Genomic DNA, 15961 nt, shown 5'->3' with positions numbered 1-15961 from the left:
GCCCGGCCCTTACTCGGCCGAGCCCGGAGCCGGCGCCGGGCCGGGCGGCCCGCCGGGAAGCAGGCACACCGCGAGCGCCGCGGTGTCGTCCTGCAGGCCCTGGTGGCTGTAGGCCAGCAGGTCGTCGTGGAGCCGGGCGAGCAGTTCCTTCGGCGACAGCGGCCCCCAGGAGCGCAGGCGCTGGACCAGGGGGTAGAAGGTGCCGGCCGCGTCCCGCGTCTCCGTGACCCCGTCCGTGTACAGCAGCAGCTGATCGCCGGGCAGGAACGGGTAGCTGTCGAGGTGGTACGGGTCCTCGACCAGCATGCTCAGGTTCAGCGGCGGAGCCGACCGTCCGTTGTCCAGCTCGAGCACCTGTCCCGCACGCAGGCAGATCGGCGGCGGATGGCCGCAGTTGACGACCCGGACGACCTCGGCGTCGTCCGGGATCTCGGCGAACACGGCCGTGACGAACCGCTCGACCGTCTCGCGTCCGCCCAGCTGCGCCGCCCGGCGGCTCATGCTCGTCTCCATCCGGGCGGCGAGCACGGTCAGATCCGGTTCCTCGTACGCCGTCTCACGGAACGCGCCGAGCAGGGTGGCGGCGGTCTCCACCGCGAGCAGCCCCTTGCCGCGCACATCGCCGATGAGCAGCCGGACCCCGAACCCGGTGGGGACGACCTCGAAGAGGTCGCCGCCGATCCGGGCCTCCGCGGCGGCGGAGAGGTACAGGCTCTCCAGGAGCAGACGGCCGATCCGGTGCGGTACCGGCCGCAGCAGGACGCGCTGCGCCATCTCGGCGACGAACCGGACGTCGGCGAGGGTGCGCTCACGCCGGACGCGGTGGGCGGCCAGGATCGTGCCGAGGGCGCCCACCAGGGCCGTACAGATGTAGGACGCGATGTAATGGCGTTCCCACAGGTAGCCGGCGGAGCGGCCCGCGCAGCACGGGGTGCCGGCCAGCACCGCTTCGAGGCCGACGGCGAAGGCCGTGGCACAGGCGGTGGCGACGGGCCCGTGGGCGAAGGCGGTCACCAGCGGAACGCCGATCAGTACGAAGCTCACCGGCCACTGCACCGGCGTCAGCGGCTCCAGGGCCAGTACGCCCGCGACGTACAGGGCCGGCAGCCAGCGCAGCCACGCCGGCGGCGCCGGCAGCCTGATCTGCGGGCCCGTGCCGCCGCGTTCCGGCTCCCGGCTGGTACGGATCCGGCTCACCCGTCGCTCCCGGGGGCCGGCACACCGGCCCTGGCCGCGCGGTGTGCCGTCCCTGCGGCGGGACGGCACACCTGACGGTTCGGCCTACGTGGTCTTCGCACCCGGGACTCCTGTCACACGACCTCGACAGCCGTCCAGCCTGGCGGGCCGCGCCCCGGAATCCCGGTCATTGCTCCACCGGGCGGCATGTTCCGAACGGCTCAACCGGTGCCGAAGCCGATCGCGAACACATGCAGGCCGCCGGAGGCGACGTCGGACGGCAGGCGCACGCTGCTGACCGTCTTGCCGGGGGCCAGCGCCACCGGTTTGGTGGCGAACACGTAGGTCGTGGTGTTGTCGTGCGCCGTACCGGCCTCGTTGCGGTACGACGTGGTCACCGCGATCGTGTTGTCGGCCAGCGGCGAGGCGGCGCCCCCGCCGAGCGTCCAGTCGGACAGGGCGAGGGCGACCGACTGGGTCGTGCCGTCGGTGTAGGTGACGGTCGCGGTGCCGGAGGAGGGGCCGTTGTTGGCGGCGCCCAGGAAGGAGATGCTGCCGGACCCGGACGCCGGTACCGTCTGTCCGTTCGCCACGTAGTTGTCCGCGGCGCCGGCCGCCACCTTGGGCCAGGTGAACGAGACCCCGCCGGCCGTGACCTTCGCGCCCGCGGTGACGCCCTCGGTGGCGAGGGCGTGTGCGGAGTAGCTGTATCCCGCGCCGTCGAAGTTCGCCGAGGCGGCGGCGGTGTCACCGGACGTGCCGACGTCGGTGTACCCGGGCGAGCCCGGGTAGGAGCGCGGCGCGGCGGAGGAGTCCGACGCCCAGGAGGTGCTGGCGGAGCTGCCGAGGACGTAAGCGAGGGTGCCGCCGCCGGTGAGGGCGCCGTCGGGCACGTGCGCCTTGTTCCATGCGGTGCCGTTCCAGGTCGCCGACTGTACGTACGGCGCGTCATCGGCGGCGCCGTTGCCGTCGACCGTGAGGGTGCGGCCGGAGGGCAGGGTGATCGACGCCTGGGTGAACAGCGGGCTGCCCAGCGCCAGATCTGCGGTGCCCGGGGTCTCCGGATACATGCCGAGGGCGGACCACACGTACCACGAACTCATCTCGCCCAGGTCGTCGTTGCCGGCGAGACCCGACGGGCTGTCGGTCCAGATCTGGTCCTGGACCTGCCGGACGACCTGCTGTGTCTTGTACGGCAGGCCGATGTAGTCGTACTCCCATGGGATGTTGAGACTGGGTTCGTTGCCCAGGTTGGTGTAGCCGCCGGCGCCGGTCAGCGAGGACAGGTCGGTGTCCAGGAACTTGGCGAGGGCGGCGTCGCCGCCCATGGCGGTGGCCAGTCCGTGCACGTTGAACGGCACCATCGGGGTGTACTGCCAGGAGTCGCCCTCGACGAAGTTCCTGCCCGAGGTCGGGGAGAAGCCCGAGGTCCAGGTGCCCGAGGCGTCGCGGGGCTGGATGAAGCCGCTGCCGTAGTCGAACAGGTTCCGCCAGTCCTGCGCCCGGTCCGCGAACCGGTGCTGGTCGGCGGTGTGACCGAGGGCTCCGGCGAATGCCGACAGGGCGAAGTCCGCCGAGTCGTACTCGAGTGTGGTGGAGGCGGGGCCGTAGTAGTTGCAGCAGCCGTACTTGCCGTTGCTGGGCAGCCGGCCGATCTGCTCGAGGTAGTTGAGGCCGGGCCGGTTGTTGTTGGTGGCGGTGGCCTCCGCGATCAGGCCCTTGAGGGCGGTGGCGGTGTCGAAGTTCCTGGCGCCGAAGGCGTAGTAGTCGGCGATGATCTCGTCCGCGGGGTCGCCGACCATGACGTAGGTCTCGCCGTTGTTCTCCGACCACTTGGGGAACAGCCCGGTCTGACGGTAGTCGTCGACCATCGACTGGGCGGTGTCGGAGGCCACCTTCGGGGCGAGGAGCGCTTCGAGCTGTGCCTGTGAGCGGTAGACGTCCCAGCCCGAGTAGTTGGCGTAGGCGGCGCCGTGTCCCTTGTCCACGGTGTGCGCCTTGCCGTCGAAGCCGGGGTAGTGGCCGTCCGTGTCACTGATGACGTTCGGGTGCAGCAGCGCGTGGTAGAGCGCCGTGTAGAAGACGGTCTGCTGGGCGGCGGTCCCGCCCGCGATCCGGACCCGGCCGAGGAGGGACTTCCAGGCGTTCCGCGCCGCCCCGCGCACCTTGGTGAAGTCCCAGCCGGCGTTCTCCGCCGTGCGGTTGCCCACCGCGCCGGCGGCCGACACGTACGAGATGCCGACCTTGGCCTGAACGGTGCGATGGGTGGTGGTGTCGAAGGTGACATAGCCGTCGGAGCCGTTCGCCCTGGTGGCGAAGGGACGCGCCGCACCGGGTACTGTGCCGTGCAGCACGGGCTTGTTCGGCGCCTCGGGGGTGCTGGGCGAGACGTCGGTCCTCGGCGTGGTGGGCGTGGCGGTGGCCAGCGCGGTACCGCTGTGCTGGAACGGCTGGTCGAACACCATGTCGAAGTAGACGGTGTAGGAGTTACCCTCGCCGCAGAAGTTCCCGCTGGTGACGCTTCCGCGCACCTCTTTGCTGTTGACCACGTGGAACTGGGTGGCCGTGTCGCCATTCTGACTGTTCGTCAGCTTGAACAGCAGGTTCGCCTGCCGGGTGGCCGGGAAGGTGAAGCGCGCCATGCCGCTGCGGGTGGTCGCGGTCAGCTCCGTCTTGACGCCGTTGTCCAGCGACACCGTGTACGCGCCGGGGGAGGCGGACTCCTGGGCGTGCGAGAAGCCGTCCGTGGCGCTCGTGTTCACCGTGCCGACGGTCGGCAGCACCGGGATGTCACCGCCGGCCCGGCAGCCCGGTCCGGCGATATGGGTCAGGCCGAAGCCGGTGATGGACGAGTCGTCGTACTCGTAGCCGCCGCCGTCCGGCTTGTGCGGGGTGTCGGGGCTCCACTGGACCATCCCGAACGGCATGTCGGTGCCGGGGAAGTCGTCCGCCGCGTGCGTGGTCCCGATGAACGGGTTCACGAGGGAGGTGGGGTCGGTGACCAGGGCGGGCCGGGCGCCGGCCGCGAACGCGGGGGCGGCCGCCGCACCCACCATCAGGGCGCCGGCGGCCAGTACGGACGGGAGTCGGAAGGGGGGCAGAAACCGGGCCGGGAACAAGCGAGTTCTGCCGTGTCTTCTGAGTCGTGTGGATCGTGTCATCGTGACCGTCCCTTCGACAACGTTGTCCCGAAGCTGGACCCTTGCGCCCCCGCTGTCAAGGACGCGCGAAGAAGAACCAGCCGCCCGGCCGCCGACACAAGCCGAAAATCACCTGACGTGACGTCATATCACCCAGGAATCACTCACATTGCCTCACGCCCAGTACTTTCCATAAGTCAAAAGGCAACAAATCTTGACGTCGTTCGTCGGCGTGCGTACCTTCCGCATCGGCTGCCCAGCGCTCCAACTCGACCGTCCCGAACCGGAATCACTCCCCCATCGCATCGAGGAGCCCAGCATGCGCGCAGGCCACAGACCGCTCGCTTCGTTCCTGACCGTCGTCGGCCTCCTCCTGGGTGCCGTGCTCGGTCTGCCCGGACCGTCCCGGGCCGCCGCGGCACAGCTGCCCTGCGACATCTACGGCGGCGCCGGCACACCCTGCGTCGCCGCGCACAGCACCGTACGCGCGCTCTTCGCCTCCTACGACGGCCCGCTGTACCGCGTCACCCGCGCCTCCGACGGGGCCGGCACTGACATCGGCCTGCTCGCCCCGGGCGGCTACGCCGACGCCGGCCGGCAGGACAGGTTCTGCGCCGACACCACGTGCGCGATCACGAAGATCTACGACCAGACCACCCGGCACAACGACCTGACCCCGGGCCCGGCGGGCACCTCGGGGATGGGTGCGGACCGGGGCGCGGACGCCGCCGAGATCGCCGTCAACGCCGGCGGACACAAGGCGTACGGCGTGTGGATCTCACCCGGCGTCGGCTACCGGTACACCGGCGCCGCCTCCGGTGCCGCCGCCGGCGGCCAGGCGGAGGGCGCCTACATGGTGGCCAGCGGTACCCACGTGGGCTCGGCGTGCTGCTTCGACTACGGCAATGCCGAGAGCACCCCGGCCGACACCGGCAACGGTCACATGGACGCGGTGAGTCTCGCGACGACCTGCTACTTCGCGCCCTGCACCGGGTCGGGGCCCTGGGTCGAGGCCGACCTGGAGAACGGCATGTTCCAGGGCGACAACGGGTCCAACACCGCCAACCGGGGCAACAACAGCACCTACGTCACCGCCGTGCTGAAGAACGACGGGCAGACGCGGTACGCGCTCAAGGGCGGCGACGCCCAGTCCGGCGGGCTCACCACCTGGTGGGACGGCGCCCTGCCCACCCGCGGCGGCTACCGGCCCATGCAGCAGGAGGGCGGCATCATCCTCGGGACCGGCGGCGACAACAGCAACTGGAACATGGGCACGTTCTTCGAGGGAGTGATGGTCTCCGGCTACCCGACCGACGCCGCCGAGAACGCGGTCCAGGCGAACATCATTTCGGTCGGCTACTCCGGCGAGACGAACGTCCCGAACGGCCCCCAGGGCACCATCACCGGCCCCGGCGGCACGTGCGTCGACGTGGCGGGCGACGACACCGGCACCGACGGCACCGCCGTACAGCTGTGGGGCTGCCAGTCCTGGGCGGTCGACCAGCACTGGACCCACCGCGCCGACGGCAGCCTGAGCACGCTGGGCCGGTGTCTCGACATCAATGGCGACGGGACGGCGAACGGGACCGAGGTGGAGTTGTGGGACTGCAATGGTGTGGGTGGGCAGAAGTGGGTGCAGCAGGCTGATGGTTCGCTGCTGAATCCTCAGTCGGGGCGGTGTCTGGACTCGCCCAGTGGTGCGACGGCCGATGGCACCCGGTTGCGGATCTGGGACTGCAACGGCTCGGCCGCGCAGAAGTTCTCGGTCGACGGGGGCGCTCCCGTCGCCGGCCCCGGCGGCACGTGCGTCGACGTGGCGGGCGACGACACCGGCACCGACGGCACCGCCGTACAGCTGTGGGGCTGCCAGTCCTGGGCGGTCGACCAGCACTGGACCCACCGCGCCGACGGCAGCCTGAGCACCATCGGCCGGTGCCTGGACATCAATGGCGACGGGACGGCGAACGGGACCGAGGTGGAGTTGTGGGACTGCAATGGTGTGGGTGGGCAGAAGTGGGTGCAGCAGGCTGATGGTTCGCTGCTGAATCCTCAGTCGGGGCGGTGTCTGGACTCGCCCAGTGGTGCGACGGCCGATGGCACCCGGTTGCGGATCTGGGACTGCAACGGCTCGGCCGCGCAGAAGTTCCGGCTGGGCTGAGCCCGGGCGGTCAGAGGATCTCCTCTTCCTCCGGGACCACGACCTTGTCGATCATGCGCTGGATCTGCTCGGTCGGCAGTGCCACCGCCATCGCCCAGTAGTAGATGACGAGGCTGAAGACGGCGGTGACCCCGATGTCCCACCACAGCGGGAACCAGGGGTGCTTGAGCGGACCGAAGTCGCTGAGGTAGACGATCAGGCCCATGCCGACCAGGTAGACCGGCAGCCACTGGGCGGCACGCAGGTCGAGTTGGGGCGTGATGGGGTTCATCTTGAAGACGCGGTTGGCGACCAGGATGACGTAGCCGATGAGGATGGCGACGCCCAGCTTCCAGTCGGTGGTCCAACCCGACCACAGGATGAGCAGGTTGGCGACGATGAAGGCGAGCGGCGACATCCAGCCGCCACCGGGCAGCCGGTAGGGACGGTGCGCCTCGGGCAGCCGGTTGCGGAACACCCCGAAGGACAGCGGCGCACCGGCGTACATGAGCACGCTCGCGCTGGTGATCAGCCCGACCAGGGAACGCCAGCTCGGGAAGGGCAGGAAGCAGATGCAGCCGATCACGAAGGCGGTGATCAGACCGACCCAGGGGACACCACGCCGATCGGTGGCCTCGAAGGCGGAGGGCACATAGCCGTTGCGGCTCAGGCCGTAGGAGACCCGCGAGGAACCGGTGATGTAGATCAGGCCGGTGCCCGCGGGGGAGATCACGGCGTCCAGGTACAGGACGGTGGCCAGCCAGCCCAGGCTGATGAGCGTGGCGACCTGGGCGAAGGGTCCGCTGAGCGCGGTGAACGCGGAGGTGGCCCAGTGGCTGCCGATCTGGGAGGCGGGCAGCGCGGCGAGGAAGACGACCTGCAGCAGGATGTAGATGAGGATGCCGAGGACGATCGATCCGATGACCGCCCGCGGAATGTCCCGCTTGGGGTTGGCGCTCTCGCCGGCGAGCTGGTCGGCCTGCTCGAAGCCCAGCAGGGCGAAGATGATGCCGCTGGTGGACACGGCGGACAGGATGCCCTTGGCCCCGTACGGGTCGAAGCCGTCGGCCGCCGTGAAGTTGGCCGTGTGGAACTGGGCGATGGCGAACACGAAGATCGTCAGCAGCGGGATGCCGACCTTCCACCAGGTCGCGACGCTGTTGGTGTGGGCCAGCAGACGGATGCTCAGGAAGTTGATGGCCGTGATGACGGCCATCAGCCCCACCGCCACGGCGATGCCGGGCGGGGTCAGGACGTGCTCCCCGCTCCTCACCTTCTCCCAGCCGTCCGCCCAGGAGTAGTGCTGGGCGTACGTGATCATGGCGAGCACCTCGATGGGCGCCACCGTGGCCGCCTGCAGCCAGGAGAACCAGCCGAAGGACGCGCCGGCGGCGCCGCCGAAGGCGTAGTGCGGGAAGCGGGCGGTGCCGCCCGACACCGGATACATCCCGCCCAGCTCCGCGTGCACCAGCGCCAGGATCAGGATCGCGACGCCGCCGATGGCCCAGGAGATGATCGCCGCCGGACCGGCCGCCGCCAACGCCCCCTGGGCGCCGAACAACCAGCCGGACCCGATGATCGAGCCCTCCGAGGCCCAGATCAGCCCTACGAACCCGATCTCACGCCGCAGCCCCGGTTTCCGGGTGTTCGGACCGGGCGTCGCCTCTGATACGGCCATGGCGCGCACCCCCTCAAATAGGGCGATGTTCACCATCATCGTGCCACGGTGACGGGCTTTTGGCAGTGGACGTGCAAGCACCGATTTCCGGTCAGGCCCGGGCCCGCCGGTCAGCCGGCCGTGAGGTGCGGACCGGCCGGCGCGGCGCCGCTGACCGCCGCGTCGTACAGGGCCCGGGTGGCCGCGCCGAAGTAGGCGCTGTAGGAGATCTGGGGAGTGTTGCCGCCCGTGTGGTAGCCGCCGATCACCCCGATGACGGCCCAGCCGCCGGGCCAGGGCAGGAGCATGGGGCCGCCGCTGGTACCGCCCACGAAGGCGTCGCAGGCGATCCGCGGGAACGTACCCGGGTCGGCCGGGTCGTCGCTGTCCCAGCGGGTGGTCCAGCTCCAGCACTCCAGCGGCTTGTCGGCCCCCGACGGGTAGCCGATCATCCGCACGGGGGCGTGGTAGTAGCCGGTCCCGGTGAGCAACCGCGCCCCGCCGACCGCGTCCTGGAGCAGGGTGCCGTCCTCATTGGGCTCGGTGACCGCGAAGGCGAAGTCGTACTCGGCCCCGGCGTGCTCGCCCAGGTCGTAGTACTCCTGCGGGACGTAGACGCCGTCGGTCCGCACCGGGAAGATACCGAAGGGCTTGAGCGCGTCGTGGTACTGCGGGACGAAGGCCAGATGCCGTTTCGGGGAGGTGCCCGCGTACCCCTTGAGGCAGTGCCCGGCGCTCAGCACCAGGTTGTGGCCCGGGCTGCGGACGACGGATCCGCTGCAGGTGCGGCCGGTACCGGTGGCGTCGGTCCAGAAGAAGGTGCCGGCCTGCGGGATGCCGTCGAAGCTCCGGCTCGGCGGGATGTACTCGCCCGGCCGCGGACCGTCGACCGCGGGGGACGCCGTGGGGGAAGGGGCTGCCGTACCCGTCTCGGCGCCCTTGAGGACGTCGGCGGGCAGGGCGGCGGCCATCCGGGCCGGGGTCCAGAAGGCGTCGAGCTGTTCGGCGACCGGGTTCGGGTCGGCCGTGGTGCTGTCGGCGGATGCCGTCGTGGTGAGTCCGGCACTGAACAGAAGGGCTGCCGCGCAGCCGGTGGCGTAACGGGCGATTCTGGTCCCGAGCAACATCAGTTCCCCTCAGGGCGGCCGCAGGTGACGGCTCACCATAAGCCCGCGGCCCCGGCAGTCACAGCGTCCACGGCCGATTCCGGCTAAGCGGGGTGTCGGCCGGCCGACGAGCGGTCAACTTCCGTCGTGCCGTGGGGTGTACGAGCCGTGAACCCGTTCAGGTGGTGCCGCGCGGCGGGGGAACGGCCGGCACCTCGCCGGCGCCGGCGAGGTCCTCCAGGGCCGTCTCCTCCTCTCAGGACAGCGCCCGGTGTGCGCTCTTGAGGGCGTCGCGGAAGCGGGTCACCTCCTGGGGGGTCAGGTCCTGGACCATGCGGTGTTCGAGGTGGCGGGCCGCTTCGGCGTAGTCGGCCAGGAGGCGGCGGCCCGTGCCGGTGAGGAGGATGATCTTCTCGCGGCGGTTGCCGGGGTTCGGTTCGCGGCGGATGAGGTCGCGGGCCTCGAGGGCGCGGACCATGTCGGCCATGGACTGGGCCGTGACGAAGGAGTCCCTGGCCAGCTGGGCGGCGGAGATTCCGTCGTGCCGTTCCAGCACCGTGAGGGCGGTGTACTGCAGGGCCGTGATGCCGGCCGGCCTGACCAGCTCCTCCAGGCGCGCGCGCACGACGAGTTCGGTGCGTTTGAGCAGGTAGAGCAGGGAAGGGCCCGTCTCCGTACCTCGTGCCGCCGCGGACTTCGCCGGTTGTGTCATGCCGTGCCTTCCCCGATGCCGATCTCGGTCACGTCGGCCAGCCTAAGCCATTGACAGGAATCCTGTCGGAAGAGAACACTGGCGCAACCAACAGGATTCCTGTCGATCTGTCGACCTGGACCCCAGGAAGAGGCGCACTCATGGATCTGCACGGCAAGGTCGCCGTCGTCACCGGCAGCGGCCGCGGGCTCGGTCTGGCGTACGCCCAGGCCCTCGCCGCGGCCGGCGCCGCCGTCGTCGTCAACGACGTCGATCCCGGCGCCGTCGACACCGCCGTCGGCACCATCACCGCCGCGGGCGGCAGGGCCGTCGGTGCCGTGGCCGCGGTGGGCGACAGCGCGGCGGCCGGGCAACTCGTCGAGACCGCGGTACGGGAGTTCGGACGGCTCGACGTCCTCGTCACCAACGCGGGCATCCTGCGCGACCGGGTGCTGTGGAAGATGACGGACGACGACTTCGACGCCGTCGTCAAGGTGCACCTGCGCGGCACCTTCACCTGTGCCCGTGCCGCGGCCGTGCGGATGCGCGAGCAGGGGACCGGCGGCCGTATCGTGCTGATCTCCTCCCCGGCCGGCCAGCGCGGCAACTTCGGCCAGACCAACTACGCGGCCGCCAAGGCCGGGATCGTGGCCATGGCCCGGACCTGGGCGATGGAGCTGGCCAGGGCCGGCATCACCGTCAACGCCGTCGTCCCGGTCGCGGCCACCGAGATGACCAGGACCATCCCCGCCTTCGCGCCCCTCATCGCCGAGTCCGAACGCACCGGCGCCCCCCTGCCGGACTGGCTGCGCCGGGACGAGGGGCTCGGCACCGTGGAGGATGTCGCGGGCCTGATCACCTTCCTCGCCTCGGACGCCGCCAAGGACATCACCGGCCAGGCCATCGGCATCGGCGGCGACCGGCTGGCCCTGTGGGCACACCCGCGGGAGAAGGCCGTCGCCTTCGCCGCCGGAGGCTGGAGCGCCGACGCCATCGCCGGGCACTGGCACACCGGTGTGGGCGCCGAGCCCGAGACCTACGGCATCCCCGCTCCCCAGGCACCGGAGGCATGACATGGCCGCCCCGGCGATCGATGTCAGCGCGCTGACCGCCATCGACGTCCACACCCACGCCGAGATCTCCAGGGACGGCCACGCCTCGCTGAGCCCCGAACTCCTCGGCGCCTCCGCCGAGTACTTCAAGGCGCACGGCCACCGGCAGCCCACCATCGAGGAGATGGCCGCCCACTACCGTGAACGCCGCATGGCCGCTGTGGTGTTCACCGTGGACGCCGAGCACGCCACCGGTCATCCCCGCATCCCCAACGAGGAGATCGCCGAGAGCTGCGCGGCCCACGCCGACGCCCTCATCCCGTTCGCGAGCGTCGACCCGCACAAGGGCCGCGCGGGTGTACGAGAGGCCCGGCGCCTGGTGACGGAGTACGGGGTGCGCGGTTTCAAGTTCCACCCCAGCCTGCAGGGGTTCTCGCCGGACGACCGGATGGCCTATCCGCTGTACGAGGCCATCGAGGAACTCGGCGTCCCCGCGCTGTTCCACACCGGCCAGACCGGCATCGGCGCCGGCGTCCCCGGTGGCGGCGGCATCCGGCTCAGGTACTCCGACCCCATGCTCGTCGACGACGTGGCCGTGGACTTCCCCGAACTGCGCATCATCCTCGCGCACCCGTCGTTCCCCTGGCAGGACGAGGCCCTGGCCGTCGCCACGCACAAACCGTACGTCCACATCGACCTGTCGGGCTGGTCGCCGAAGTACTTCCCGCCCCAGCTGGTCCGGTACGCCAATACGCTGCTGAAGGACAAGGTGCTCTTCGGCTCCGACTACCCGGTCATCACGCCCGACCGCTGGCTCGCCGACTTCGCAGGCCTCGACATCAAACCCGAGGTCAGGCCGAGGATCCTCAAGGACAACGCCGCCCGCCTGCTCGGCCTGCGCAAGGACTGACGGAGGGAGACGCCGTGCTGAACCAAGGCCTCGGCTCCTGGCCCGCCCGCCGGGCCCGCAAGACCCCGCACCGGATCGCGCTCGTGCACCAGGACCAGGAGATCACCTACGGGGCACTGCACCAGCGGGTACTGCGCCTCGCCCACGCCCTGCGCGCCCTGGGAGTCGCCCGCGGCGACCGCGTCGCCTACCTCGGCCCCAACCATCCTGCCTTCCTGGAGACCCTGTTCGCCACCGGCACGCTCGGCGCCGTCTTCGTACCGCTCAACACCCGCCTCACGGAAGGGGAGTTGACGTACAATCTCATCGACTCGGGCAGCACCGTCCTGGTGCACGGCCCCGAGCACGCCCGGCCGGCCACGACCGCGGCGGCGGACGCCGGCGTACGTCACCGCATCGCCCTCGCCCCGGCTCCGGGTGACACCCCCGGCTACGACGACCTGCTCGCCGGCGCCGAGGCCGAGCCGCTGGACGAGCCGGTCGCCCCGGACGACCCCTGCATGATCATGTACACCTCGGGGACCACGGGCCGCCCCAAGGGTGCCGTCCTGTCCCACGCCAACATCGTCTGGAACAGCGTCAACGTCCTGGTCGACACCGACCTGGCGGGCGACGAGGTCACGCTGGTCGTCGCCCCGCTGTTCCACACCGCCGCGCTCAACATGACGTGTCTGCCCACCTTCCTCAAGGGCGGCCGCGCGATCCTGCTCGGCGCCTTCGACGCCGAACGGGTACTGGAGATCATCGAGCGCCGGCGGGTGACGTACATGTTCGGGGTGCCCACCATGTACGACGCCCTCGCCGCCCGCCCCCGGTGGGCGACGACGGACCTGTCCAGCCTGCGCACTCTCACCTGCGGCGGGGCACCCGTGCCCGCTCGCACGATCGAAACCTACCTCGCGCGCGGACTGGCCTTCAGCCAGGGCTACGGGATGACCGAGGCCGCGCCCGGAGTCCTCTTCCTGGACCGGGAGCAGACCTCGGCGAAGGCGGGCTCCGCGGGCGTGCCGCACTTCTTCACCGACACCCGCGTGGTGCACCCCGACGGCCGTGAAGCAGCCCCGGGAGAGCGGGGCGAGATCCTCGTCAGCGGCCCGAACGTCATGGCCGGCTACTGGAACCGGCCCGCGGACACCCGGGCCGCCATGACCGACGACGGCTGGCTGCGCACCGGTGACGTGGCGCGGACCGACCAGGACGGCTACGCCTACATAGTCGACCGGGTCAAGGACATGTTCGTCTCGGGCGGCGAGAACGTGTACCCGGCCGAGGTCGAGGCCGCCCTGCTGACCCATCCCGCGGTCCGTGAATGTGCCGTCGTCGGTGTGCCGCACGAGGTCTGGGGCGAGGTCGGCCACGCGGTCCTCGTCCTGGAGCCCGGAGTGCGGGCCGGTGGCGAGGAGATCCTCGCGCACGTACGGACCCGGCTGGCCAAGTACAAGATCCCGAGGACCCTGGCGTTCGCCGACAGCCTGCCCCGCACGGCCTCGGGAAAGATCGTCAAGGCCGCCGTGCGCGCGTCCTACGCCCACCCCTGACCCGGCACCCGGCCGGACGACTCCCCGGCCCCCTCACGAAAGCACGAAAGGCGGAACCCCCATGCCCCTGCACGCCGACGGCCTCGACGGCCTCCTCGCCCTCTCCGGCCGCGACCTCGGCCGTACCGACTGGCTGGAGATCACCCAGGAGCGCGTCAACACCTTCGCCGACGCCACCGACGACCACCAGTGGATCCACACCGATCCGCAGCGGGCCAGGTCGGGCCCCTTCGGCGGTCCCATCGCCCACGGATATCTCACCCTCTCCCTGATCATCCCGCTCTTCGGCGACCTGCTGCACATCACCGGCACGTCCATGAGCGTCAACTACGGCCTGGAGAAGGTCCGTTTCCCCAGTCCCGTACCGGTCGGCGCGAAGATCCGGCTGCACGGCGCCGTCGACTCCGTGGCGGAGGTCAGCGGCAACGGCGTCCAGATGCTGCTGACCTTCACCGTCGAGGTCGAGGGCAGCGACAAGCCGGCCTGCGTGGCCCAGGCGGTGTACCGGCACTACGCCTGACGCCCCGGAACCCGGGCCCCGGAACCCATCTAGCGGGTGTCGGGGCAGTGGCCGTCGATACGGTCGAGCAGCGACCGGGCCTCGGCGGTGCGGCGATGGTCCGGGCCCAGGACGGCCCGGCAGGCGTCGTGGGCGGCGGCGGCCCGGGCGCGGGCCTCGGCAGCGCGGCCCAGGCCCAACTCAGCGGTGGCGACGACGAGTTCCACGGCGCCCGTCTCCGGGCGGGTGGCTTCCTCGGGCAAGTCCCGGGCGAGCGCGGCGATCCGCTCGGCCTCGGCGAGCGCCTCCTCGTGGCGACCCTGGCCACTGAGGCTGCGGGCCAGACCGAGACGCAGGACCAGCGTCAGCCGCCCCTCGACGGGGTGGCCGGCGAGCGTGTCACAGTTGAGCGTGTCACGGGCGAGCACGTCGCGGGCCAGTGTCTCGGCTTCCGCGTGACGGCCCTGTGCGTTGAGGGCGAAGACCAGTCCGTTGCGGGCGGCGACGGCGATGAGCGGCAGCTGTGGACCGGTGCCGCGGTCGGCGATGCGGGCGACGGCCCGGCACTCCGCCTCGCCCTCGGCGTGCCGGTCGAGGGCGATCAGGGTCTGGGCGCGGTCCGAGCGGAGTTTCAGGGTCTGCCAATGTTCGGCGCCGAATCCGCTGCCGAACACCGGCAGCAACTCGTCGTACACGGCGAGGGACTCGGCATGGCGGCCCTGGAAGCCCATCGTGACCGCGGCGATGCTCCATGCCTGTGCCGCGTACGGATCGTCGCGGCGCAGCGCGGAGCGGGCCGACGCCACCTCACGGGCCTCGGCCTCCGCCTCGGCGTACCGGCCGGCCTTGAGCAGGCCTATGGCCCGGGCCAGCGGAGACGCGGGCGCTCCCGCGTTGTTTCGGCCACGCGGCCGGAAGAGTCTCATGCCCGGAGCATACGGACGCCGGGCACGGGGGGCCGAGGGGGTGCTGGGTGTGGGTGCCGAGACGTGGTCGTACGGTCCTCGTGGTCGTACGGTGCTCGTGTGTGAGGTCGCGGGCCTCGGGATCAGTGTGCCCAGGCCGGGGTCCAGGTCTCGCCGCCGGAGCGGGTGAACCGCCCGGAGCGCAGGTGGTCGCGGAGCGCGGTGAGTGCCGGGTGCGGGTTGTCGCGGTGCCACAGCAGCGAGTGCGGGTAGACCGGTTCCGGATCGTGCAGGGCGATGCGGCGCAGCCCGTGGTCGGCGGGCCAGACGAGACGGGTGCGGTCGCCGACGAAGGTGACCAGGGACCGGGAGCGGGCGACGGCGTCCAGCAGGGGCTCGGCGCCGAAGTCGGGACCGGTGATCTCGATGGTGAGCCCGAACGCGGCGGCCAGGGCGTCGTAGTAGGCGGTCGACTCGCTCCCGGGCACGAGGCCCGGCATCCAGATCCGGTGCCCGGCCAGCTCGGCGGGCCTGACCGCGCGGGCCGCGGCGAAGGGGTGGGCCGGTCCCGTGAGCAGCTGGACGGGCTCGTCGAAGACCCGGACGGCGCCGATGTCGTCCGGGAGCCGCCGGCCGGGCATCGTGACGGCGCGGAAGGACACGTCGACGGCGCCGGACCGGATGGCCTCGAGGGCCGTGTCGACGTCCGGGAGGGTCACCACGTCCAGCTCGGCCGCGGGGCGCGCGCGGTGGAAGTCGCGCAGCACGTCGGCCGGGCCGAGCCGGCGTCCGATCACGTCGACGCGCAGCACGCGCCGGCCTGGACGGACCGAGGCGACCGCCCGTTCCTCGGCCCGCAGCACATCACGGGCGTGGGGCAGGAACGCCTGGCCGTCGACGGTGAGCTGCGCGCCTCGCCCGGTACGGGTGAACAGCCGTACGCCGAGGGTCTTCTCCAGCGCGGCGACACGTTTGGACGCGGCCTGCTGGCTGATCGACAACTCGGCCGCGGCGTCCTGGAACCGTCCGGCGTCGGCGGCGGCGACGAAGGTGCGCACAGCGTCGAGATCCACGCCGAGCATGCTAACCACACAACGGATGGTTGTGCGGCCATGGCCGATCGGTTGTTTGATCCAGCCGCCCCCGACTC

General features: G+C 71.2%; 12 protein-coding genes. 5 read left to right on the top strand and 7 right to left on the bottom strand.

Features of this window, described 5'->3' with window-relative positions:
• Positions 1-9: 9 nt before the first annotated feature.
• Together A6P39_RS06150 and A6P39_RS06145 are read right to left on the bottom strand one after the other, a co-directional pair.
• Positions 10-1197 carry a PP2C family protein-serine/threonine phosphatase gene (locus A6P39_RS06150; protein ID WP_234378853.1) on the bottom strand — a complete coding sequence of 396 codons (1188 nt, stop codon included), beginning with the start codon at positions 1195-1197 and terminating at the stop codon, positions 10-12.
• Positions 1198-1397: 200 nt separating this feature from the next.
• Positions 1398-4232 carry a lectin gene (locus A6P39_RS06145; protein ID WP_079133318.1) on the bottom strand — a complete coding sequence of 945 codons (2835 nt, stop codon included), beginning with the start codon at positions 4230-4232 and terminating at the stop codon, positions 1398-1400.
• A gap of 403 nt (positions 4233-4635) precedes the next feature.
• Between A6P39_RS06145 and A6P39_RS06140 the strand changes: the two genes are divergently transcribed.
• Complete coding sequence (locus A6P39_RS06140) at positions 4636-6474, top strand: arabinofuranosidase catalytic domain-containing protein (RefSeq protein WP_275883814.1); 1839 nt, start codon at positions 4636-4638, stop codon at positions 6472-6474.
• A 10-nt stretch (positions 6475-6484) separates the two neighbouring features.
• Here the strand turns inward: A6P39_RS06140 and A6P39_RS06135 are convergent, their stop codons facing one another.
• The 3 genes from A6P39_RS06135 to A6P39_RS06125 all read right to left on the bottom strand — a co-directional run bounded on the left by A6P39_RS06135 (position 6485) and on the right by A6P39_RS06125 (position 9928).
• On the bottom strand, positions 6485-8131 hold the full coding sequence (locus A6P39_RS06135; RefSeq protein ID WP_067044765.1) for an APC family permease: 1647 nt from the start codon (positions 8129-8131) through the stop codon (positions 6485-6487).
• 110 nt (positions 8132-8241) lie between these two features.
• Positions 8242-9237 carry a trypsin-like serine peptidase gene (locus A6P39_RS06130; protein WP_067044768.1) on the bottom strand — a complete coding sequence of 332 codons (996 nt, stop codon included), beginning with the start codon at positions 9235-9237 and terminating at the stop codon, positions 8242-8244.
• A gap of 235 nt (positions 9238-9472) precedes the next feature.
• Positions 9473-9928: a MarR family winged helix-turn-helix transcriptional regulator gene (locus A6P39_RS06125; RefSeq protein WP_067044771.1), complete on the bottom strand. Its 456-nt coding sequence runs from the start codon at positions 9926-9928 to the stop codon at positions 9473-9475.
• Positions 9929-10068: 140 nt separating this feature from the next.
• Between A6P39_RS06125 and A6P39_RS06120 the strand changes: the two genes are divergently transcribed.
• The 4 genes from A6P39_RS06120 to A6P39_RS06105 all read left to right on the top strand — a co-directional run bounded on the left by A6P39_RS06120 (position 10069) and on the right by A6P39_RS06105 (position 13927).
• Positions 10069-10980 carry an SDR family oxidoreductase gene (locus tag A6P39_RS06120; RefSeq protein WP_067044774.1) on the top strand — a complete coding sequence of 304 codons (912 nt, stop codon included), beginning with the start codon at positions 10069-10071 and terminating at the stop codon, positions 10978-10980.
• A 16-nt stretch (positions 10981-10996) separates the two neighbouring features.
• On the top strand, positions 10997-11869 hold the full coding sequence (locus A6P39_RS06115; protein WP_159396012.1) for an amidohydrolase family protein: 873 nt from the start codon (positions 10997-10999) through the stop codon (positions 11867-11869).
• Between the two features lie 14 nt (positions 11870-11883).
• On the top strand, positions 11884-13407 hold the full coding sequence (locus A6P39_RS06110; protein ID WP_067044780.1) for an acyl-CoA synthetase: 1524 nt from the start codon (positions 11884-11886) through the stop codon (positions 13405-13407).
• Positions 13408-13468: 61 nt separating this feature from the next.
• On the top strand, positions 13469-13927 hold the full coding sequence (locus tag A6P39_RS06105) for a MaoC family dehydratase (RefSeq protein ID WP_067044782.1): 459 nt from the start codon (positions 13469-13471) through the stop codon (positions 13925-13927).
• Positions 13928-13956: 29 nt separating this feature from the next.
• Here A6P39_RS06105 and A6P39_RS06100 read toward each other — a convergent pair whose 3' ends face one another.
• Together A6P39_RS06100 and A6P39_RS06095 are read right to left on the bottom strand one after the other, a co-directional pair.
• Positions 13957-14832 (bottom strand): tetratricopeptide repeat protein, encoded by an 876-nt coding sequence (locus A6P39_RS06100; RefSeq protein WP_067044785.1) that lies wholly within the window; start codon positions 14830-14832, stop codon positions 13957-13959.
• 122 nt (positions 14833-14954) lie between these two features.
• Positions 14955-15893 carry a LysR family transcriptional regulator gene (locus tag A6P39_RS06095; RefSeq protein WP_067044788.1) on the bottom strand — a complete coding sequence of 313 codons (939 nt, stop codon included), beginning with the start codon at positions 15891-15893 and terminating at the stop codon, positions 14955-14957.
• Between the last annotated feature and the right edge of the window lie 68 nt (positions 15894-15961).

Source organism: Streptomyces sp. FXJ1.172, from assembly GCF_001636945.3.
GTDB lineage: Bacteria > Actinomycetota > Actinomycetes > Streptomycetales > Streptomycetaceae > Streptomyces.
The sequence above is the reverse complement of the archived record's forward strand: the minus strand, read 5'-3'. Positions and strand labels throughout refer to the sequence as shown.